Raw genomic sequence first — 20,408 nt, 5'->3', positions numbered from 1 at the left:
GCGCGGCATCGGCTCAAAACGCAGGAGAATCGCCCCGGAACTGCGCGCGCGAGCCCGTTTCGAGCCTCGGCTGCAGAATCTCCTGCGTTTTCGGCAGTGGGGGGCCGGCGGGGCGGGGCGGACGAGCTAGGCGCGGGACTCGATCGCCAGAACCGCACCGAAGGCGACGAGGATGCCGCCCGTGACGCGGTCGATCCAGGCCGAGACCCGCGGCGACGAGAGCCACTGGCGCGCGAAATGGGCTGCGAGGATGAGCCCGGTGAACCACACGATCGACTCGACGACGTGGACGCCCGCGAGCAGCAGCCCCATGCCGACCGGGTTGACGCCCTCCGGGATGAACTGCGGGATGAGCGCGATGTAGAACACGCCGACCTTCGGGTTCAGGAGGTTCGTGAGGGCGCCGCGCCCGAACGCGGCCTTGAGCGAGCCCACCGGCGGGACCACGTCCGTAGCGACCAGTGTGCGGCGGAACGACTTCACGATCATGGAGACGCCGAGGTACGCGAGGTAGAGCGCGCCGACAATCTTCAGGACCGTGAAGGCCAGCTCGGATGCCGCGAGCAGAGCTGCAGCGCCGACCGCCGCGGCCGCACCCCAGACGAAGGTGCCGCTCGCGATACCCAGTGCCGTGGCGTACGCGTGCTTCCGCGTCTGGATGAGCGCCGAGCGCAGGATGAGCGCGCTGTCCGGCCCCGGGATGATCGTGAGCACCCCGGCGAGCAGCGCGAACGACCACAGGGCCGAGGCGACGGTCATACCCCGACCTCCTGGTACGCCGTGAAGAGAGTCGCCTCTTCGGGGCCGGCGAGCACGCGCGGCTTGCCGACCTCGTCGAGCACGATGAACCGCATCATGCCCGCGCGGGCCTTCTTGTCCCGCTGCATGGTGGCGAGCAGGGTGTTCCAGCGCCCGAGCTGGTAGTCGATGGGCAGGGTCAGTGACGAGAGGATGCTGCGGTGCCGGTCGACCACGGCATCCGGGAGTGTTCCCGCCAGCCTCCCGAGCTCGGCGGCGAACACCATCCCGACGGAGATGGCGGCGCCGTGGCGCCAGCGGTACCGCTCGGCGTGCTCGATCGCGTGGCCGAGAGTGTGCCCGTAGTTCAGGATCTCGCGCAGCCCGGCTTCCCTGAAGTCCTCCGCGACCACGCGCGCCTTCAGCCCGATCGAGAGCTCGACGACCCTGCGGAACTCGTCGGACGCCGGATCGGTAACCCGGTCGACGTCCGCCTCGATGATGTCGAGGATCTCGGGCTCGCCGATGAATCCGCACTTCACGATCTCAGCGAAGCCGGCGAGGATCTCGTTGCGCGGAAGGGTGTCGAGCACGTCGAGGTCGGCGACCACGGCCGCCGGCGCGTAGAACGAGCCCACGAGGTTCTTGCCCTCCGACGTGTTGATGCCCGTCTTGCCGCCGACGGCAGCGTCGACCATGCCCGCGACGCTCGTCGGCACCTGCACCAGCCGCACACCGCGCAGCCAGGTCGCCGCGACAAAGCCGGCCAGGTCGGTGGTCGCTCCCCCGCCGAAGCCGATGACGGCGTCGGTGCGGGTGAAGTCGGTCTGGCCCATGATCTGCCAGCAGAACGCCGCTACTTCGACGCGCTTGGCGTCCTCCGCGTCGGGCACCTCCGCGAGAAGCACCTCGTACTGCCCCGAGAGCACGTCGCGCAGCTCGTTCGCCTTCGCACCGAGGGTCGGCGGATGCACGATCAGCACTTTCGCGACGCGCGGGCCGAGCTGCTCGGCGAGGCCCGCGAGCAGTCCGCGCCCGACGAGCACGTCGTACGAGTCGCCGACCGGGATAATCGTGGTGCCGGTCATTCGTTCTCCAACCATTCGGCGATCTGCTTCGCGACGCCGTCGAGGGGCCGGCGGGACGTGTCGATCGTGAGCTGCGAGAGCCGGTCGTAGATCGGCTGCCTGCCCTCGACCAGAGCCACCCAGGCGCCGATGCCGTCCTTGACGAGCGGGCGCTTGCCCGTGCTGATCCTCGCCTCCACCGCTTCGGGTGACACGGCGAGCTGCACGACCCTGTGCCCCTCGAGATCGGCCTGGGTGTCGGCATCCAGGACCGCTCCTCCACCGAGGGTGACCACCGCGGGCTCCGCGAGAGCCGCAGCGACGGCTGCCCGCTCCAGGGCCCGGAAGTGCGGCTCCCCGTGCTGCTCGAAGATCTGGGCGATCGGTCCGTGCTCGGCCACGATGCGCTGATCGGTGTCGATGAACGGGACGCCCAGGATGCGTGCGAGGCGCTTGCCCGTGCGGGTCTTCCCCGCGCCGGGCGCGCCGATGAGCACGACTACCGCGCGGTCACTCACGGGCGGACGCGGGGGCGGAGTGGAGGGCATCCGGGATCGCTGCCAGGTACGCCTCGAGGTTCCGCTTCGTCTCGCCGAGCGAATCGCCGCCGAACTTCTCGAGCACGGAGTTCGCGAGCACCAGGGCGACCATCGCCTCGGCGACGACGCCCGCCGCGGGAACTGCGCACACGTCGGAGCGCTGGTGGTGGGCCTCGGCCGCAGCGCCGGTGGCCACATCCACGGTCCGCAGCGCGTGCGGCACCGTCGAGATCGGCTTCATCGCGGCGCGCACGCGCAGCAGCGTGCCCGTGCTCATGCCGCCCTCGGTGCCGCCCGCCCGATCCGAGAGGCGCGTGATGCCGTCGGCGCCCATGACGAGCTCGTCGTGCGCCACGGAGCCGCGGCGGCGGGCCGTCTCGAAGCCGTCGCCGACCTCGACGCCCTTGATGGCCTGGATGCCCATGAGCGCGCCCGCGAGCTGCGAGTCGAGCCGCTTGTCCCAGTGGGTGTAGGAGCCGAGCCCCGGCGGGACCCCGTACGCGAGCACTTCCACGACGCCGCCGAGGGTGTCGCCGTCGTCGTGCGCGCGGTCGACCTCGGCGACCATGAGAGCCGAGGTCGCGGGGTCGAAGCAGCGGAGCAGATCGGCGTCGAGGGCGTCCACGTCGTCCGGGCCGGGGAGGGCCGAGCCATCCGGAACCCGCACGGCGCCGATGGCCAGCACGTGGCTCACGATGCGGATGCCGAGCTCCGACAGGAACGACCGGGCGATGGCGCCCAGCGCCACGCGCGCCGCGGTCTCGCGCGCCGACGCGCGCTCGAGCACGTTGCGCGCCTCCGGGAAGTCGTACTTCTGCATGCCGACGAGGTCGGCGTGCCCGGGTCGCGGGCGGGTCAGGGGCGCGCCGCGCCCCTTCGGGAAGGTCTCGGGGTCGACCGGAGTTGCGCTCATGACGTCGACCCAGCGGTGCCACTCCGTGTTGCCGATGCGCAGGGCGATCGGGCTGCCCATCGAGTAGCCGAGGCGGATGCCGCCGCTGATGGTCAGCTCGTCCTGCTCGAACTTCATCCGCGCGCCGCGGCCGTAGCCGAGCGAGCGGCGCTTCAGGTCGTCCTGGATCGCCTCGGGCGACACCGGCACCCCGGCCGGCAGGCCCTCGAGAATGGCCACGAGTTCCGGGCCGTGCGACTCACCAGCGGTCAACCAACGAAGCATGCGTCAATCCTCCCAGACCGCGGCGCGCATGGCCGCCACGACGGAGTCCTCGTTCGCGAGCGGCAGGTCGGGGTCCCCGCCGACGAAGACGCGCACCTGGCCGACTGCCTGGTTGAGGAGCAGTTCGATTCCGGGGATGATCGCGCCGCCGACATCCGCCCACTGGAGTGCCAGCGCGCTGGGCCAGGGGTCGTAGGCCACGTCGAACAGCACGGACGCCCGGCGCAGGGCTTCGGGGAACTCGAGCCCGTAGTCACCGCCGGGGAGCGTACTGACGACGGCGTCGGCCCCCGGGACGTCGGCACCCCAGGGCGCCACGGCCACGGACAGGCCGAGCTGCTCCCCCAGCGCCGCGAGGGGCGCTGCCTTGGACGGGGTGCGGGCGGACACGCTCACCATGGTCGCCCCGAGCCGGGCCACGCCCGCGATCACGGAGGCGGCTGTCGCGCCCGCCCCGATGACGTGGACCGAGCGGAGAGAGACCACGCCCGCCTCGACGAACGAGCGCTCGACACCGTAGACGTCGGTGTTGAAGCCACGCAGACCGGTGTCTGTGAAGAGCACCGTGTTCGCCCCTCCGACGAGGTCGACGAGCGGGTCGCGACTGTCCAGCAGCGGGAGCACGTCGCGCTTCAGGGGCATGGTCAGCGAGAGCCCCCGCCAACTGCCGTCGCGCGAGCCCACGAACGGCGCGAGGGTGGTACCGGTGATCTCGACGGCCTCGTAGCTCCACTCGAGCCCGAGCTCACGGTACGCCGCCCGATGGATGGCGGGCGACTTCGAGTGCGCGATCGGCGAGCCGAGCACGGCCAGCCGGTGCCTACTCACAGTAGGTGGCGTTCTCGTCGCTCTCCTCGCACCAGGCGAGCAGCTGGTCGACAGCCGCCTGGTGCTCCTCGACGGTCTCGGAGAACACGGTCTCCCCTGTCGCGAGGTTGATCGGGACGAAGAACAGCCACGGGCCGTCCGCGGGGTGCAGCGCCGCGTCGATCGCGTCGTCGCCGGGCAGGCCGATCGGGCCGATCGGCAGGCCCGGGTTGGCGTATGTGTTGTAGAGGTTCGAGGCGTCGGCCCGCTCCTCCGGCTCGGTCCAGACGGAGTCGAAGCGGCCGGTGCCGTAGGCGACCGTCGCGTCAGACTCGAGGTTGATCCCCTGGTCAATGCGGTTCTGGAACACGCGCGAGATCTTGTAGTAGTCGTCGGTGTTCTGGCCGCCTTCGCGCTGGATGATCGAGGCCATGATCACGATGTTGAAGCGGTTCTCGACCGGCACTCCGGCGGCATCGAGGTGCTCGAACATGGTGTCGACGAGCTTCTGCAGCACCTGCTGCGGAGTCTCCGTGCCGTCCAGCTCGTACGTCGCCGGGAAGAGGAAGCCCTCGAGAGTGGTGGCGCCCGCGGGCAGTCCGTAGGCGCTCGGGTCGGCCGCGGCCGCCTGCACGTCCTCCAGCGGAACGCCCAGCGTCTCCGCGATCAGCTCGAGCGCGGTCGCGAGCGAGATCCCCTCACGGAGCAGGAGCTTGTCCGTGACCTTGTTCTCCGAGTCCTGCAGCGCGGCGACTGCCGACTCGGCGCTCATCTCCTTCTGGAGGCGCCAGTTGCCCGGGAGGAAGCTGATGTCGGGATTCTCGACCAGGTAGTCGTAGACGGCGTCGTAGGTCATCGTCACGCCGGCCTCGTGGAGCGTTCGGGCGACGTCGGAGCCGATGTCGCCCGAGCGGATAGCGACCACGACCTCGTCGCCGTTGCCGGTTCCCTCGTAGTCGGTCGGCAGCGGGATGCCCAGCAGCGCCCTGACCTGCTCGTTGTAGTTGAACCAGCCGAAGGCCGCAACGCCGCCAGCGGCTCCCAGCACGAGCACGATCGGCAGCGTGATCTTGAGCCACAGCAGGCGACGCTTCGGCTTGCCGCTGGACCCTCCGCGACCGGAACCGCCGCCCGAGCCACCGCGGCCGGAGCCACCGCGGCCCGATCCGCTGTCGTCTCGCGATCGGCCCTCGCTCTCGCGCGCCTCGCGGCGGCTCATCGGCTGCTCGGCGGCCACCGTCGGGTAGGCCTGGGTGGGCGGGTAGGTCTCCGGGGTGCGGGCCTCGGGCGGCTCGACACCGAACAGGCCGCTGAAGGAGTCTGCGCGGGCAGCGGGCGCAGCCGCGCGCGGGGTCGCGTTGGGGAAGAGGTCCGCGAAGGGATCCGCCTCGGGCACGGGCGCCGGAGCGGCCGGTTCGACGAGGGCGGGCGGCTCGGAGGTTCCGAACAGTGCGGCCAGCGGATCGTCGTCGGCGGGCACGGCAGGCAGCGGCGCCGCCTGAGCGGGCTCGCCGCCGGTCGGGGTGGGCTTGAAGATGTCGTCCCAGCTCGGCTCGTTGGCCATGTTCATGATCCTTCGTGCGGGTCTACGACGATGCCGGGCAGTGTCTGGGCCGAGCGCTCGAAGTCGAGGGCGTGCTGCAGAATTATAACGGCGGCGACCTGATCGACTACCGAGCGCGAGTTCTTGGCGTTGCGCCCGGATGCCCGGAGTGCAGAGTTCGCGGACACCGTGGAGAGCCGCTCATCGACCATTCGCACGGGCGCCGGCTGCACGGCCGCCAATTCGCGGGCGAAGAGCCGGGCATCCCCCGTCGACGCGGTTTCGCGGCCCGAGAGCGCGATCGGCAGCCCGACGACGATCTCGATCGCGTCGTACTCGGTCGCGATCTCGGCGATCCGCGCCAGGTCGCCGGTACCGCGCTTCACGGTCTCGACCGGCGTCGCGAGCATCCCGTGCAGGTCGCTCCTCGCCACCCCGATGCGGGCGGTGCCCACATCGATGCCGAGGCGCGTTCCCGGGCGCATCAGGCCGAGACAGCTGCCGTGATCGCGTCCAGTGCCGCGGGGATCGCCGCGACATCCGCTCCGCCGCCCTGGGCGAGGTCGTCCTTGCCGCCACCGCCGCCGCCGAGGATGCCGGCCGCGGTCTTCGCGAGGGCGCCGGCCTTGAACCCGGCGGCGCGCGACGCGTCGTTGGTGGCGACGATCACCGCGGGCTTGCCCGCGACATCGGCCGCGAGGGCGACTACCGACGAGTCGGCGCCGAGCTGGCCGCGCACGTTGGTGACGAGGCTGCGCAGGTCGTCCGCGGAGGCGAGCGAGCCCACGTGCTCCGCGACGAGCTTCACCGAGCCGACTCGGCGCGCGTTCGCGACGATCGCGGGGATGCGCTGGCCGAGCTGGGCCGACTCGAAGTCCGCGATCTTCTTCTCCGCGGCCTTGAGGTCGGCAACGAGCGAGGCAATCCGGTCGGGCAGCTGCTCGCGCGGGGTCTTGAGCGAGCTCGTGAGCTCGGAGACGATCGCGCGCTCGGCGGCGAGGTCGCGGAACGCCTCGAGGCCGACGAGCGACTCGATGCGGCGGTTGGACGAGCCGACCGACGACTCGCCCACGAGGTTGATGAGGCCGACTTCGCTCGAGCGGGTCACGTGGGTACCCGCGCAGAGCTCGAGCGACCAGGGGCCGCCGATCTCCACGACGCGCACGGTCTCGCCGTACTTCTCGCTGAACAGTGCCATGGCGCCGAGCGCCTTCGCCTCGTCGAGCGGCAGGATGCGCGTGGTCACTTCGAGGTTGTCGCGCACGGCGTTGTTGGCAACCTCCTCGATCTCGGACTTCGTGGCGTGCGAGAGTGCCGAGTTCCAGGAGAAGTCGAGGCGCATGTAGCCGGCCTTGTTGTACGAGCCGGACTGGTGCGCTTCCGGGCCGAGGATCTGCCGCAGCGCGGCGTGGATGAGGTGGGTGGCGGAGTGCGCCTGGGTCGCGCCGCGACGCCACTCGGGGTCGACGACGCTGGTCGCGGCATCCCCCACGCCGACCTCGCCCGAGGTGACCTGGACCTTGTGGCTCACGAGCCCCTTCACCGGGCGCTGCACGTCGAGCACCTCGAGCTCGAAGCCGGCACCCACGATGGTGCCCGCGTCCGCCTCCTGGCCGCCGGACTCGGGGTACAGGCTCGTCTCCGCGAGGATCACCTCGGCGATCTGCCCTGCCGTCGCCTTCGTCACCGAGGCGCCGTCGACGATGAGGCCGAGCACGCTGGTCTCGGTCGTCAGGTAGTCGTAGCCGGTGAATACGGTCTCACCCTGAGCGCGGAACGCGCTGTAGACGGAGAGGTCGGCGAGGTGCTGCTTCTTCGACTTCGCGTCCTCTTTCGCCCGCGTGCGCTGCTTCTGCATGAGGGCGTCGAAGGCGTCGCGGTCGACCGCGAGTCCCGCCTCCTCGGCAATCTCGAGGGTGAGGTCGATCGGGAAGCCGTAGGTGTCGTGCAGCAGGAACGTCGTGTCGCTCGGCAGCTCGGCAGCTCCCGCGTTCTGAGCGCGGGTGACAGCGAGGTCAAGGATGCTCGTGCCGGCCGCCAGCGTCTTGAGGAAGGTCTCCTCCTCCGCTACCGCGAGACGCGAGATGCGGTCGTAGTCGCGCTCGACCTCGGGGTACTGCGCCTTCATCGCGTCCCGCGACGCGGGGAACAGCTCGGCGAACGTCGGGTCCTCGACGCCCAGCAGGCGCATCGAGCGGACTGTGCGGCGCAGCAGGCGGCGCAGGATGTACCCGCGGCCGTCGTTCGCGGGCGTCACGCCGTCCGACATGAGCATCAGGCTGGAGCGGACGTGGTCGGCGATCACGCGCATCCGGACGTCGTCCTCGTGGTTCGCGCCGTACTTGCGCTTCGAGAGCTCGGCCGCCCTGTCGAGGACCGGGCGCACCTGGTCGATCTCGTACATGTTCTCGACGCCCTGCTTGAGGAAGGCGACGCGCTCCATGCCCATCCCGGTGTCGATGTTCTTCTTGGGCAGCTCGCCCAGGATCTCGAAGTTCTTGCCGCTGCCCTCGCCGCGCAGATACTGCATGAAGACGAGGTTCCAGATCTCCACGTAGCGGTCGTCGTCGGTGGCGGGGCCGCCGTCGACGCCGTAAGCGGGACCGCGGTCGAAGAAGATCTCCGAGCACGGGCCGGCGGGGCCCGGCTGGCCGGTCGACCAGTAGTTGGTGTCCATGTCGAGGCGCTGGATGCGCTCATCGGGGAGACCGGCGGTCTTCTTCCAGAAGTTCACCGCATCGTCGTCGTCCTTGTAGACGGTGACCCACAGGTCCTTCGGGTCGAAGCCCAGGCCGCCGTCGGACTCGTTGCTCGTCAGCAGCTCCCAGGCGTACTCGATCGCCTGCTCCTTGAAGTAGTCGCCGAAGGAGAAGTTGCCGTTCATCTGGAAGAAGGTGCCGTGCCGCGGCGTCTTGCCGACCTCTTCGATGTCGAGGGTGCGGATGCACTTCTGCACGCTCGTCGCGCGCGGGTACGGCGCCGGCACGAGGCCGGTGAGGTACGGCACGAACGGGACCATGCCCGCGACCGTGAAGAGCAGGGTGGGGTCGTCGCTCACGAGCGACGCGGACGGCACGATGGTGTGCCCGCGGTCGCCGAAGAAGTTGAGCCAGCGGTTCTGGATGTCAGCGGTGTACATGGTGTTTCCCGGGGTCGTTGGTGAAGCGGGGGTGGCCCCGGTGATCGAGCGGAGTCTGGATCAGCGGGAGCGCTTGAGGTCTGCGATGACGTCCTCGGCGTCGGCGACCGCCGCGCGGAGCTCGGCCTCGCGTGCCTTGTAGCCGTCCACCACGGCGCTGCCGAACTCGCGGGCCTTCGAGTCGACATCCTCGAAGAACCTCTTGCCCTCGGGGGTCTTGGCGACCTGGTGCGCGACGACGAAACCTGCGACTACGCCGACGGCAAGAAGAAGAATGCCCTTCATGAGTGCTCCTAAGTTCGTATCGGAATCCTGCGTCAAGCTTAGTTCTTCGGAGGCCGGGGCTTTCGGTCTTGACGAAGGCCCACGACTGCGGCACGCACGCCCGCGGAGAAGCCGGCGATCTTGATCAGCGGACCGCCGACGGTCGCGGCGAACAGGGCGACCAGAGCCGACACATTGCCGGTCGTCTCCTCGACGCTGCTCGTGATCGAGTCGACACGGGCGAGCTGCTTGTTGGTCTCACTGATCGTCGTCGTGGCCTCCTCCAGGAGCGGGGTAACGCCCTGGCGAACGTCCTTGATGGTCGCGCTCGTCTCGTCGAACACGCGGCCGAGCTTGAGGAGCGGGATCGCGAGAAGTCCGACGAGCACGGCGAACACTCCGGCCGCGATGAGCCCTGCGATGTCTCCACCAGTCATGCAGTCGAGCCTACCGACTCGGGTGGTGGCCGAAAACGCAGGAGAAGCGGCGGGAAGCGACATCCGGATGCTCGTTCCGGTGCTTCTGGGACGAATCTCCTGCGTTTTCAGCCGAGCACGGCAGCGACGACCCGCCTGCCCCTCTCGGCATCGACTCCCCCGGCCTCGACCCAGAGGAGGGACTACCAGAGCGCCCAGCCTCGGGCGCGGGCGAGCATTGCCTCGTCCGGGGCACTCAGCCCGCCCCAAAACGCAGGAGAAGAGGCGGAAAGGCGCTCCGGGATGCCCGTTCCGGCCCATCCGCCGAGAATCTCCTGCGTTTTCGGCAGACGCGGGCGAGCAGCCGGCGGGCACGCAAAAGGGGCCGCGCCCGAAGGCACGGCCCCTTTCGACGGAGGTACTAGCGCGCGGCGTAGTACTCGACGACGAGCTGGACTTCACACGTGATCGGGACCTCGGCGCGCTTCGGGCGGCGCACGAGGCGCGCCTGCAGCTTGTCGAGCTCGACCTCGAGGTAGCCCGGGGTCTTCGGGAGCACGTCGACGTGGCCGCCGGCAGCGGCGACCTGGAAGATCTCCATGCCCTCGCTGCGAGCCTTGACGTGGACGAGCTGGCCCGGCTTGACGCGGAACGACGGGCGGTCGACGAGCTGGCCGTCGACGAGGATGTGGCGGTGCACGACCATCTGACGGGCCTGGGCCGTGGTGCGCGCGATGGCGGAGCGGACGATGATCGCGTCGAGGCGCATCTCGAGCTGCTCGACCAGGTTCTCACCGGTCAGGCCGGCGGCCTTGCGGGCCTCCTCGAACTGGATCTTCAGCTGGGCCTCGCGGATGCCGTACTGGGCGCGCAGGCGCTGCTTCTCGCGGAGGCGGACGGCGTAGTCGCTGTCCTGCTTGCGCTTGGTGCGGCCGTGCTCACCGGGAGCGTACGGGCGCTTCTCCAGGTACTTGGCGGCCTTCGGGGTGAGGGCGATGCCGAGCGCACGGGAGAGGCGGGTCTTGCTACGGGTACGTGACTTGGTAGACACAGGTTCCTTCCAACAACATGGCCGCGACTCTCGCAGCTCACAGACGTACTCTCACCAGTCCTGTCTCAACAGACACAGCCGGAGGCACGTCGACGCCGCCGGGGACTTTCTGGATGGGAGTGTTGGCAATGACCAACCTTGGGAGCTTACCAGAGGTTCAGGAACCGCGGATAATTGCCCGCAGCTTCTCCAGCCGGGCCGCGACATCCCGCTCGTTGCCGTTGCTGGTCGGCCGGTAGTACTCGGTGCCCTTGAGCTCGTCGGGCAGGTACTGCTGCTCCGCGACCCCGAACTCGGCGTCGTGGGCGTACTTGTAGCCCTTCCCGTGCCCGAGCCGCTTGGCCCCCGGGTAGTGCGCGTCGCGCAGCGGCTTCGGCACGCGGCCGATCTTGCCGGCGCGCACGTCGGCGATCGCGGCATCCAGCGCCATGTAGGCGGCATTCGACTTGGGCGCCGTCGCGAGGTAGACGACCGCCTCTGCGAGCGGGATGCGCCCCTCCGGCATGCCGATGAGCTGCACCGCGTCCGCCGCGGCCATCGCGATCACGAGCGCCTGCGGGTCGGCCATGCCGATGTCCTCCGCGGCGGAGATGATCACCCTCCGGGCGATGAACCGCGGGTCCTCCCCCGCCTCGACCATGCGCGCGAGGTAGTGCAGGGCGGCGTCGACGTCGGACCCGCGCACTGACTTGATGAACGCGCTGATCACGTCGTAGTGCTCGTCGCCCTGGCGGTCGTAGCGCAGCAGTGCCCTGTCCACCGCGGACGACACGATCTCCACGGTCACGACCGGCTTCTCGTCGCCCTGCTTCGACGCGCCCGCCACCAGAGCCGAGGCCTCGAGCGCCGTGAGCGCGCGCCGGGCATCCCCCGATGACAGCCGGATGATCGCCGCCCGAGCCTCGGGATCGAGCACGATCGCGCCGTTCAGCCCTTGCGGTGCCGCGACCGCGCGGTCGATGACGTCTCCGAGGTCGTCCTCACTGAGCTGCTCGAGCGTGAGCAGGAGCGACCGGGAGAGCAACGGCGAGATGACGGAGAACGACGGGTTCTCGGTGGTGGCGGCGATGAGGATGACCCAGCCGTTCTCCACGCCGGGCAGGAGCGCATCCTGCTGCGCCTTCGAGAACCGGTGGATCTCGTCGAGGAACAGGACCGTCGTGAGCCCGTACAGGTCGCGGCTGGACAGCGCCTCCTCCATGACCTGGCGCACGTCGCGCACGCCGGCGGTGACCGCGGAGAGCTCGACGAACTTGCGGCCCGAGCCCTGGGCGATCGCCTTGGCGATCGTGGTCTTGCCCGTGCCGGGCGGGCCCCACAGGATGATCGACACCGAGCCCTGCTCGCCCGTGCGGTCCGTGGCCAGGCTCACGAGCGGCGAGCCCGGTGTCAGCAGGTGCTTCTGGCCCGCGATGTCCTCGAGCCGCTGCGGCCGCATCCGCACTGCGAGGGGCGTGGCCCCGCTGCGCAGTCCGGGCTGGTCCATCTCGCCATGCTAACCGGAGCGACCGACGCGCTCACGTATCGTAAAGTTCTCGTTGACCGTCAACTGGAGGAACCGTGGCTGCCAGCAAGAACACCGAGCGCGAGGCGCGCGAAGCCCGTGAGCGCCTGCGCCGCTACAACGCCCGACAGGCTGTGCACGCGCACCAGGTGACCCGCCGCCGCCGCGACAACCTGTTCGCCATCGGCGCGGTCGTCGTGGTCGCCGCCCTCGCCACGGTGGGGCAGCTCTTCTACTTCAACGGCGGGCCCGGCACTCCCACCCCCGCTCCCTCGGCCTCGGCCAGTGCCGCGGCGGAGACGCCCACCGGCACGAACGTCGGCGACGTGCCCGATCCCTCGCTCGCCGAGGGACGGCAGTGGACGGGCGAGATGACGCTCAACGACGTGCCCCTCGGCATCACCCTGGACGGCGCGGCCGCACCGCAGGCTGTCGCCTCCTTCGTGGCATCCGTCGAATCCGGCTACTACATCGGCACCACCTGCCACCGACTTGTCTCGAGCGACTCGGCGAACCTGATCCAGTGCGGCTCCGCCGACGGAACGGGCGCCACCGATCCGACCTACAGCTTCGGCCCCATCGAGAACGCCGCGGTCGGCGGCATCTACCCGACGGCCTCGATCGCGATGGCCCGCGCGAGCGGCGACGCGTACAGCAACGGACGGCAGTTCTTCATCGTGCTCTCCGATTCTGCGATCCCGGATGACGCGGCCGGCGGCTACACCGTCTTCGGCACCGTCACCACCGGGCTCGACCAGCTCATCGCCCAGATCACGTCGAAGGGCGTCACCGGCGGCGGCACGGACGGCGCCCCGGTCGTTCCGACGACCATCAAGGCGCTCACGATCCAGTAACGCCACGACGGGCGATTCCCCGCTTGCCATAAGCTTGTGTCCGCTCGGCGAGGAGCAACCTCACGACCAGGACAACAGCTAAGGGTGATTCACGTGGCGACAGGCGATCAGGCTCCATGGGGCCGCGTCGACGAGACCGGAACCGTCTACGTTCGCGAGGAGTCGGGTGAGCGCGCCGTCGGGCAGTACCCGGACGGCTCCCCCGAGGAGGCACTCGCGTACTTCGAGCGGAAGTTCACCGAGCTCGCGGGCCAGGTGACCCTGCTCGAGCAGCGCGCCAAGCGCGGTGCTCCCGCAGCCGACGTCGCGAAGACCGTCAAGACGCTCTCCGCCGCTCTCGAGGGCGCCAACGCCGTCGGCAACCTCGCCGCGCTCAAGGCGCGCATCGAGGCGCTCGGGGGCACGGTGACGGAGCTCACCGAGAAGCAGTCCGAGGAGTCGAAGGCCGCCGTCGCCGCAGCTCTCGCCGAGCGCGAGTCGCTCGTGGTCGAGGCGGAGACGCTCGCCGCACAGGACCCGGCAAAGGCGCAGTGGAAGCAGGTCACGGCGACGATCGACGACATCTTCGCCCGCTGGCAGAAGCACCAGGCCGACGGCCCGCGCCTACCCAAGAACGAGGCGAACGAGCTCTGGAAGCGGTTCCGCGCCGCACGCGCCACCATCGACGGCCACCGCAAGGCGTTCTTCGCGGAGCTCGACTCCGTGCACAAGGACGCGCGCGCCGCCAAGCAGGATCTCGTGGAGAAGGCCCAGGCCCTCGTCGGCAAGGGTGCGGACGGAATTCCCGAGTACCGCACGCTGCTCGACCGCTGGAAGGCCGCGGGCCGCGCCGGCAAGAAGTTCGACGACGCGCTGTGGGCGGCGTTCAAGGACGCCGGTGACGCGCTCTACGCCGCCAAGGGCGAGCTCGACGCGAAGGACAACGTCGAGTTCAGCGCCAACCTCGAGGCCAAGGAGGCCCTCCTGGCCGAGGCGGAGCCGATCCTTGCAGAGACGGACCGGATCAAGGCGAAAGACGCCCTTGCGGGCATCCAGCGCCGCTGGGACAAGATCGGCAAGGTGCCCCGCGACAAGGTCAAGGTCGTTGAAGACCGCCTCCGCCGCATCGAGACCGCCGTTCGCAAGCTCGACGAGGACCACTGGCAGAAGAACAACCCGGAGCGCCAGGAGCGGGAGTCGGGCTTCCTCGGCCAGCTCAACGAGGCGATCGCGAAACTCGAGCGCGAGCTCGCCGACGCCACCGCGTCGGGCGACAAGCGCAAGATCAAGGACGCGCAAGAGGCCCTCGACGCCCGCAAGGCGTGGCTGGGCGCCCTCGGCAAGTAGTCCACCGATCGAGTCGTCTCGCGCCAGAGCGGGTCGCGGTGCGGGGACGATGGCGGGATGCGACTGCCGCCAGTACTCTCCGCCGACGACCTGCCCGCACCCGAGCTGTACGCCGCGAGGCTGGACGGCCAGCTGTTCGCCATCGGCGGCTGTTTCGCGCCAGTGGACGAGATCGAGCAGCCCCGGCACCGCGCCAGAGCCCTGCTGTCAGCGCTCGGCGGCAAGCTCATCGCCGAGCAGCTCACCGCGGCCTGGGTGTGGGGCGCTCTCGACTCGCCCCCGGCGCACCACCAGTTCTGCGTCGCGACCGGGGCACGCGTCAGTCACTCCCCCGCGCGCTGGATGACCGTGCGCGAGGTCGTCATCGACCCGGACGAGCTGGTGGATCTCGGGGGCGCGTACGTCACCGGCCCGACGCGCACGATCATGGACCTCGCGCGGTTCTGCCCGACCTTCGACCTCGCGGTCGCGCGCCGTCTCGTGGGCGTCGGAGCCTCGCCGCAGCGCGCGATCGAGTCGATCCTCGCTCGGCGCAACCTGCCGAACAAGAAGTCGACGGTCGAGCGGCTCAGCCGCTGTTGACGCGGTACACGTCGTAGACCGCGTCGATGCGGCGCACGGCGTTGAGCACGCGGTCGAGATGCGTGGTGTCGCCCATCTCGAAGACGAACCGGCTGAGAGCCAGGCGCTCGCTCGAGGTGGAGACGGTGGCCGAGAGGATGTTCACGTGGTTCTCGCTGAGCACACGAGTGACGTCGGAGAGCAGTCCCGCCCGGTCGAGCGCCTCGACCTGGATCTGCACGAGGAAGAGCGACTTCGAGCTCGGCGCCCACTCGACGTCGATCATCCGCTCGGGCTCGGTGAGGAGCTCGGCCACGTTCTTGCAGTCGCTGCGATGCACCGAGACGCCGGCGCCACGAGTAACGAAGCCGACGATCTCATCCCCGGGAACCGGGGTGCAGCACTTCGCGAGCTTCACCAGGATGTCCGGCGCCCCGCGAACGAGCACGCCGGAGTCACTGTTCTTCAGAGCCCGACTGCGGCCCTTGGGCGCGAACTCGATCTCCGCGTCCTCGGTGTCCGCCTGCGTGTGCAGGGTCGCCAGGACCTTCTCGATCACCGACTGGGTAGAGACGTGGCCCTCGCCGACCGCCGCGTACAGCGCCGTTACGTCGTCGTACCGCATCTGGGATGCGACCTCGGCGAACGAGTCCTGGCTCATGAGCTTCTGGAGGGGCAGGTTCTGCTTGCGCATGGCGCGCGCAATGGCATCCTTGCCCTGCTCGATCGCCTCGTCGCGCCGCTCCTTCGTGAACCAGGCGCGGATCTTGTTGCGCGCTCGGGTGCTCTTGACGAAGTTCAGCCAGTCCTGGCTCGGGGCGGCGTCCGGGTTCTTCGAGGTGAAGACCTCGACCGAGTCGCCGCTGTTGAGGGTGCTCTCCAGCGGCACGAGCCGGCCGTTGACCTTCGCGCCCATGGTGCGGTGGCCCACCTCGGTGTGCACCGCGTACGCGAAGTCGACGGGGGTCGCACCGGCGGGCAGGCCGATGACCTTGCCCTGCGGCGTGAAAACGTAGACCTCTTTCGCGCCGATCTCGAAGCGGAGCGAGTCGAGGAACTCCCCCGGGTCCTCTGTCTCGGCCTGCCAGTCCGTGATGTGGGCGAGCCACGCCATGTCGCCGTCGTCGCGCCCCGTGGAGCCGTCGTCGCCCTTGTTGCCGTTGACCCGCGCCTTGTACTTCCAGTGCGCGGCGACTCCGAACTCGGCGCGCTGGTGCATCTCGTGGGTGCGGATCTGGATCTCCACAGCCCGACCGCCCGGCCCGATCACGGTGGTGTGCAGCGACTGGTACAGGTTGAACTTCGGCGTCGCGATGTAGTCCTTGAACCGACCGGGGATCGGGTTCCAGCGCGCGTGGATCGAGCCGAGCACCGCGTAGCAGTCCCGCACGGAGTTGACGAGCACCCGGATGCCCGTGAGGTCGTAGATCTCGTCGAACTCCCGGCCGCGGACGATCATCTTCTGGTAGATCGAGTAGTACTGCTTCGGCCGGCCCGCGACCGACCCCTTGATCTTCGCCGCCTTGAGGTCGTCGTTCACGGCGTCGATGACCTGCTGCACGAACTCCTCGCGCTGCGGCGTGCGCTGCTTCACGAGGCTCTCGATCTCGACGTAGAGCTTGGGGTGCAGCACCGCGAAGGACAGGTCTTCCAGCTCGAGCTTGATCGCCTGGATGCCGAGGCGGTGAGCGAGCGGCGCGTAGATCTCGAGCGTCTCCTGCGCCTTGCGGGTCGCGGACGCCTCCTCCACGAAGCCCCACGTCCGCGCGTTGTGCAGGCGGTCGGCGAGCTTGATCACGAGCACCCTGATGTCCTTCGACATCGCCACGATCATCTTGCGGACGGTCTCTGCCTGTGCGCTGTCGCCGTACTTGACCTTGTCGAGCTTGGTCACGCCGTCCACGAGCATGGCGATCTCGTCGCCGAAGTCGCGCCGGAGCATCTCGAGGTTGTAGTCGGTGTCCTCGACGGTGTCGTGCAGGAGCGCCGCGGCAAGGGTTTTGGCGCCGATGCCCAAGTCGGCGAGAATCTGCGCGACCGCGACCGGGTGCGTGATGTACGGCTCGCCGCTCTTGCGCTTCTGGCCCGAGTGCGCCTTCTCCGCGGCCGAGTACGCCCGCTCGATGAGCGCGACGTCAGCCTTCGGGTGGTGGGTGCGGACCGTCTTGATCAGCCGGTCGACCGCGCCGGAGGGCTGCGCCCGCGAGAAGAGGCGGGGTAGCAGGGTGCGCAGGGACGCGGTGCTCTGCGTCGTTTCCGTCATGCGAGCACCTCCTGCGGCAAGTCTAGGCTCGGCTCTCTCAGGCTTCGGTGGTGTTCGCCGACAGCGGTCCGCCGACCTGGGCCCAGGCGCTCATGCCGCCCACGACGTTGATGGCGTCGACGCCCTCCGACCGGAGGAACGAGGTGGCGCGCAGGGATCGACCGCCACTGTGGCAGATGATGAGCACGGGCTGGTCGGTCGGGATCTCGTCAACGCGCGACTGCAGCTCGGAGAGCGGCACGAGACGGGCATCCGGGGAGTGGCCCGCGTCCCATTCATCCTGCTCGCGCACGTCGATCAGGATCGTCCCGGCAGCGGCGCGCTCGATGGCCTCGTCGACCGCGATCTCGGGCAGTTCGTCAGTCACGCTCAGCGCACCGCGCCCGACGTCGCACGGGCAACCGCGGTCGTCTTCTTCTTGTCCGAGTCGCGCACGATGGTCTCTCCCTGGCGGAAGGTCGCGTAGAGCGGCGCCGCGATGAAGATCGTGGAGTACGTTCCCACGAGCACGCCGATGAAGAGCGCGAGCGAGATGTCGCGCAGCGTACCGGCACCCAGGACGAACGCTCCGATGAAGAGGATCGAGCCGATCGGAAGCAGTGCGACGATCGAGGTGTTGATAGATCGCACGAGGGTCTGGTTGACCGCGAGGTTCACCGACTCCCCGAAGGTCCGGGATGTCCCCTCCGCCGTATTCTCGCGGATCTTGTCGAACACCACGACAGTGTCGTACAGCGAGTAGCCGAGGATCGTGAGGAACCCGATCACCGCGGCGGGAGTGACCTCGAACCCGAGGATGCCGTAGACGCCGGCGGTGATGATGAGGTCGTGGAACAGCGCGATGAGGGCGGCCAACGACATCTTCCAGGTGCGGAAGTAGAGCGCCATCACGATCGCGGCGAGCAGGATGAACACCACGAGCGCCGTGAGGGCCTGTCGGGTGATATCCGCGCCCCAGGTGGCACCGATGAAGGACGAGGTCACCTCGCCGGCGTCGACGTCGTACGCCTTCGCCAGGGCGTCGCGCACCTCGTTCAGCTCGGCGTTCTTGAGGAGGTCGGTCTGCACGCGCACCGCGTCGCCGCCGTTGACGATCGAGATCTTCGGCGTCGCGTTCGGGAGCACGCTCGTGACGGCGTCCGAGGCGAGACCCTGGTCGATGGAGCCGTCGGCCTGCTTCGCCGGGCTGGACACCGTGAATTCGGAACCGCCGCTGAACTCGATGCCGAACACGAAGCCGCCGCGCAGGAACGGCACGACGATGGCAGCGACGACCATCACGATCGCGACCGTGAACCAGATCCTGCGGCGCTTGACGAAGTCGAACGAGCGCTTGCCCGTGTAGAGGTCATTGCCGAACTGGGAGAAGCTCGCCATCAGGAATCCTTCCCCTTGTTGCGCGCGGCCTCGGCTTCTGCCGCCTTGCGCTCAGCGATCGTCTGGCGCTTCGCCGCCTCGCGGCTGCTCGACGCCTGCTTTCCGGCCGGCACGCTCACCGGGGCGCGGAACTGCGCACGGCCCCGGTAGACAGCGCCGAGCGCTTTGGCGTCCAGTCCGCTGAGCGGGTGACCCTCGCCGAAGAACTTCGTGCGCGCGATGAGCTGCAGCACGGGGTGGGTGAAGAGCGACACGACGATGATGTCAACGACGGTGGTGACACCGAGCGTGAGCGCGAATCCGCGGACGTTGCCGACCGCGAGGGCGAAGAGGATGCCCGCCGCGAGGAAGTTGACCGCGTCAGAGGCGAGGATCGTCCGGATGGCGCGCCGCCAGCCGGCTTCGACCGCGGACTCGAGGCCGCGGCCATCCCGGAGCTCGTCTCGGATTCGCTCGAAGTACACGATGAAGGAGTCCGCCGTGATACCGATCGCCACGATGAGGCCGGCGACACCGGCGAGTGACAGCCGGAAGCCCATGAAGAGCACCAGCAGGTACGTGATCGCGGCCGCCACGATGAGCGACGCGATGGTCACGAAGCCCAGGGTCCGGTACTGGATGAGCGAGTAGACCACCACGAGGATGAGGCCGATGAGGCCGGCGAGCAGGCCGCTCACCAGCTGGGACGAACCGAGAGTCGCGGAGATCGTGTCGTTGGACTGAACCTCGAAGCTGAGCGGCAGCGCGCCGAACTTGAGCTGGTCGGCGAGGGTCTTCGCGGTCTCCTGCGTGAACGACCCGCTGATCTGCGGCTTGCCGTCGAGGATCGCCGCCTGCGTGCTGGGCGCGGAGATCACCTTGCCGTCGAGCACGATCGCGAACCTGTTGCGCGGGTCGCGGTTGGGGCTCCCGGCGTTGGCGGGGTCGATCGCGTTGAGGCGCGTCGTGACCTTCGCGAAGTCGTCGGTGCCCTGGGCGTTGAACGTGATGAACACGCCCCACACGCCGGTGCTGACGCCCTGGCTGTTGCCGATGATGCCGCTGGTCGCGTCGGCGATCTGCTCGCCCGAGATCTCGACGGGGCCGAGGATGTACTTCGCGCTGCCGTCGGCCTCGCAGGTGATGAGCGGCTGGTCGGTGGGGGCGACATTCGTCTGCGCCTTGTCGAGGCTCGCGCAGTCGAAGTCGTTGAACTCGGCGAGGAGCGCGGGAGTCACCCAGTTCGGGTCGCTCGCGTCGGTGGGCGAGGCGGTCGGGGTCGACACCAGCGACTCGGTGGGAGTCGGGGTCGGCGTGGGTGTCGCGGTCGAGCCGTCGCCCTCCGTGCCGTCGCCGACAGAGCTCGTCGACGGGGCGCCGGTGAAGATCACGGGACGGAACTCGAGCTTCGCCGAGGACTCGATACGGCGCAGCGTCTCGTCGTCCGGCCGGCCCGGGATGGACACGACGATGTTCTGCGGGCCCTGGGTGCTGATCTCCGCCTCGGAGACACCGCTCGCGTCGATGCGCTGGCGGATGATCGCGACGGCCTGGTCGAGCTGGTCCTGGGTCGGGGTCTGGCCGCTCTCGAGCTTCGGAGCGAGGATGATCTGCGTTCCGCCCTCGAGGTCGAGGGCGAGCTTGGGAGCCCAGCTTCCGCTGTTGAAGAGCACTTGGGCCAGGTTCGCACCGACGAGCACGAGTGCGATGACTCCAAGCCCAATGAGCGCGTTCACCGCCTTACGCGCGGAAGTAGATCGTGCCACCAGTGCAACTCAGCTTTCTGTACGGGGAGGTCGTGCC

19 protein-coding genes are annotated in these 20,408 nt (G+C 69.2%); 3 read left to right on the top strand and 16 right to left on the bottom strand.

Features of this window, described 5'->3' with window-relative positions:
- Positions 1 to 126: 126 nt before the first annotated feature.
- From AC1RTC_RS03400 to AC1RTC_RS03345, 12 genes are all read right to left on the bottom strand, one after another.
- Positions 127 to 759 (bottom strand): LysE family translocator, encoded by a 633-nt coding sequence (locus AC1RTC_RS03400; protein ID WP_493154044.1) that lies wholly within the window; start codon positions 757 to 759, stop codon positions 127 to 129.
- A complete protein-coding gene (gene aroB, locus AC1RTC_RS03395) occupies positions 756 to 1,826 on the bottom strand; it encodes a 3-dehydroquinate synthase (protein ID WP_493154043.1) in 1,071 nt (356 codons plus the stop codon). The genes AC1RTC_RS03400 and aroB overlap by 4 nt, the downstream gene beginning before the upstream one ends.
- Positions 1,823 to 2,323: a shikimate kinase gene (locus AC1RTC_RS03390; protein WP_493154042.1), complete on the bottom strand. Its 501-nt coding sequence runs from the start codon at positions 2,321 to 2,323 to the stop codon at positions 1,823 to 1,825. Before AC1RTC_RS03390 ends, aroB begins: the two co-directional genes overlap by 4 nt.
- Entirely contained in the window at positions 2,316 to 3,521 is a 1,206-nt protein-coding gene (gene aroC, locus AC1RTC_RS03385) for a chorismate synthase (protein WP_493154041.1), read from the bottom strand. The genes AC1RTC_RS03390 and aroC overlap by 8 nt, the downstream gene beginning before the upstream one ends.
- A gap of 3 nt (positions 3,522 to 3,524) precedes the next feature.
- The gene (locus tag AC1RTC_RS03380) at positions 3,525 to 4,349 is read right to left on the bottom strand and encodes a shikimate dehydrogenase (RefSeq protein WP_493154040.1); all 825 of its coding nucleotides are present in this window, start codon (positions 4,347 to 4,349) and stop codon (positions 3,525 to 3,527) included.
- Positions 4,342 to 5,892: an endolytic transglycosylase MltG gene (mltG, locus tag AC1RTC_RS03375; RefSeq protein WP_493154039.1), complete on the bottom strand. Its 1,551-nt coding sequence runs from the start codon at positions 5,890 to 5,892 to the stop codon at positions 4,342 to 4,344. The genes AC1RTC_RS03380 and mltG overlap by 8 nt, the downstream gene beginning before the upstream one ends.
- A 2-nt stretch (positions 5,893 to 5,894) precedes the next feature.
- Positions 5,895 to 6,356: a Holliday junction resolvase RuvX gene (gene ruvX, locus AC1RTC_RS03370; protein ID WP_493154038.1), complete on the bottom strand. Its 462-nt coding sequence runs from the start codon at positions 6,354 to 6,356 to the stop codon at positions 5,895 to 5,897.
- The gene (gene alaS, locus AC1RTC_RS03365; RefSeq protein ID WP_493154037.1) at positions 6,356 to 9,010 is read right to left on the bottom strand and encodes an alanine--tRNA ligase; all 2,655 of its coding nucleotides are present in this window, start codon (positions 9,008 to 9,010) and stop codon (positions 6,356 to 6,358) included. Before alaS ends, ruvX begins: the two co-directional genes overlap by 1 nt.
- 60 nt (positions 9,011 to 9,070) lie before the next feature.
- The gene (locus AC1RTC_RS03360) at positions 9,071 to 9,295 is read right to left on the bottom strand and encodes a hypothetical protein (RefSeq protein WP_493154036.1); all 225 of its coding nucleotides are present in this window, start codon (positions 9,293 to 9,295) and stop codon (positions 9,071 to 9,073) included.
- Positions 9,296 to 9,333: 38 nt separating this feature from the next.
- Positions 9,334 to 9,711 carry a DUF948 domain-containing protein gene (locus tag AC1RTC_RS03355; RefSeq protein WP_493154035.1) on the bottom strand — a complete coding sequence of 126 codons (378 nt, stop codon included), beginning with the start codon at positions 9,709 to 9,711 and terminating at the stop codon, positions 9,334 to 9,336.
- Between the two features lie 400 nt (positions 9,712 to 10,111).
- Positions 10,112 to 10,741 (bottom strand): 30S ribosomal protein S4, encoded by a 630-nt coding sequence (gene rpsD / locus AC1RTC_RS03350; RefSeq protein WP_493154034.1) that lies wholly within the window; start codon positions 10,739 to 10,741, stop codon positions 10,112 to 10,114.
- A 157-nt stretch (positions 10,742 to 10,898) separates the two neighbouring features.
- Positions 10,899 to 12,227, bottom strand: a complete 1,329-nt coding sequence (locus AC1RTC_RS03345) for a replication-associated recombination protein A (protein ID WP_493154033.1) — start codon at positions 12,225 to 12,227, stop codon at positions 10,899 to 10,901.
- Between the two features lie 74 nt (positions 12,228 to 12,301).
- Between AC1RTC_RS03345 and AC1RTC_RS03340 the strand changes: the two genes are divergently transcribed.
- From AC1RTC_RS03340 to AC1RTC_RS03330, 3 genes are all read left to right on the top strand, one after another.
- The gene (locus AC1RTC_RS03340) at positions 12,302 to 13,099 is read left to right on the top strand and encodes a peptidylprolyl isomerase (RefSeq protein ID WP_493154032.1); all 798 of its coding nucleotides are present in this window, start codon (positions 12,302 to 12,304) and stop codon (positions 13,097 to 13,099) included.
- A 93-nt stretch (positions 13,100 to 13,192) separates the two neighbouring features.
- Positions 13,193 to 14,425, top strand: a complete 1,233-nt coding sequence (locus AC1RTC_RS03335; protein WP_493154031.1) for a DUF349 domain-containing protein — start codon at positions 13,193 to 13,195, stop codon at positions 14,423 to 14,425.
- A 57-nt stretch (positions 14,426 to 14,482) separates the two neighbouring features.
- Complete coding sequence (locus AC1RTC_RS03330; RefSeq protein ID WP_493154030.1) at positions 14,483 to 15,007, top strand: type IV toxin-antitoxin system AbiEi family antitoxin; 525 nt, start codon at positions 14,483 to 14,485, stop codon at positions 15,005 to 15,007.
- Here the strand turns inward: AC1RTC_RS03330 and AC1RTC_RS03325 are convergent.
- From AC1RTC_RS03325 to secD, 4 genes are read right to left on the bottom strand one after another with little or no spacing between them, the layout of a single operon-like run.
- A complete protein-coding gene (locus AC1RTC_RS03325; RefSeq protein ID WP_493154029.1) occupies positions 14,994 to 17,249 on the bottom strand; it encodes a RelA/SpoT family protein in 2,256 nt (751 codons plus the stop codon). The two genes, AC1RTC_RS03330 and AC1RTC_RS03325, sit on opposite strands and share 14 nt — an antisense overlap.
- 37 nt (positions 17,250 to 17,286) lie before the next feature.
- Entirely contained in the window at positions 17,287 to 17,616 is a 330-nt protein-coding gene (locus AC1RTC_RS03320; RefSeq protein WP_493154028.1) for a rhodanese-like domain-containing protein, read from the bottom strand.
- Positions 17,617 to 17,618: 2 nt separating this feature from the next.
- Positions 17,619 to 18,626 (bottom strand): protein translocase subunit SecF, encoded by a 1,008-nt coding sequence (gene secF, locus AC1RTC_RS03315; protein WP_493154027.1) that lies wholly within the window; start codon positions 18,624 to 18,626, stop codon positions 17,619 to 17,621.
- Positions 18,626 to 20,371 carry a protein translocase subunit SecD gene (gene secD / locus AC1RTC_RS03310; protein WP_493154026.1) on the bottom strand — a complete coding sequence of 582 codons (1,746 nt, stop codon included), beginning with the start codon at positions 20,369 to 20,371 and terminating at the stop codon, positions 18,626 to 18,628. The genes secF and secD overlap by 1 nt, the downstream gene beginning before the upstream one ends.
- Between the last annotated feature and the right edge of the window lie 37 nt (positions 20,372 to 20,408).

It is taken from the genome of Rhodoglobus sp. GW821-FHT12B09 (assembly GCF_058809925.1).
This window is presented reverse-complemented; position numbering and strand designations above follow the sequence as displayed.

What these genes read in the sequence shown, in the direction of transcription:
- aroB (WP_493154043.1), bottom strand. Translation starts at nt 1,826, where the DNA reads ATGACCGGCACCACGATTATCCCGGTCGGCGACTCGTACGACGTGCTC.
- mltG (WP_493154039.1), bottom strand. Translation starts at nt 5,892, where the DNA reads ATGGCCAACGAGCCGAGCTGGGACGACATCTTCAAGCCCACCCCGACC.
- alaS (WP_493154037.1), bottom strand. Translation starts at nt 9,010, where the DNA reads ATGTACACCGCTGACATCCAGAACCGCTGGCTCAACTTCTTCGGCGAC.
- secF (WP_493154027.1), bottom strand. Translation starts at nt 18,626, where the DNA reads ATGGCGAGCTTCTCCCAGTTCGGCAATGACCTCTACACGGGCAAGCGC.
- AC1RTC_RS03325 (WP_493154029.1), bottom strand. Translation starts at nt 17,249, where the DNA reads ATGACGGAAACGACGCAGAGCACCGCGTCCCTGCGCACCCTGCTACCC.
- AC1RTC_RS03345 (WP_493154033.1), bottom strand. Translation starts at nt 12,227, where the DNA reads ATGGACCAGCCCGGACTGCGCAGCGGGGCCACGCCCCTCGCAGTGCGG.
- ruvX (WP_493154038.1), bottom strand. Translation starts at nt 6,356, where the DNA reads ATGCGCCCGGGAACGCGCCTCGGCATCGATGTGGGCACCGCCCGCATC.
- AC1RTC_RS03360 (WP_493154036.1), bottom strand. Translation starts at nt 9,295, where the DNA reads ATGAAGGGCATTCTTCTTCTTGCCGTCGGCGTAGTCGCAGGTTTCGTC.
- aroC (WP_493154041.1), bottom strand. Translation starts at nt 3,521, where the DNA reads ATGCTTCGTTGGTTGACCGCTGGTGAGTCGCACGGCCCGGAACTCGTG.
- AC1RTC_RS03400 (WP_493154044.1), bottom strand. Translation starts at nt 759, where the DNA reads ATGACCGTCGCCTCGGCCCTGTGGTCGTTCGCGCTGCTCGCCGGGGTG.
- AC1RTC_RS03330 (WP_493154030.1), top strand. Translation starts at nt 14,483, where the DNA reads ATGCGACTGCCGCCAGTACTCTCCGCCGACGACCTGCCCGCACCCGAG.
- AC1RTC_RS03355 (WP_493154035.1), bottom strand. Translation starts at nt 9,711, where the DNA reads ATGACTGGTGGAGACATCGCAGGGCTCATCGCGGCCGGAGTGTTCGCC.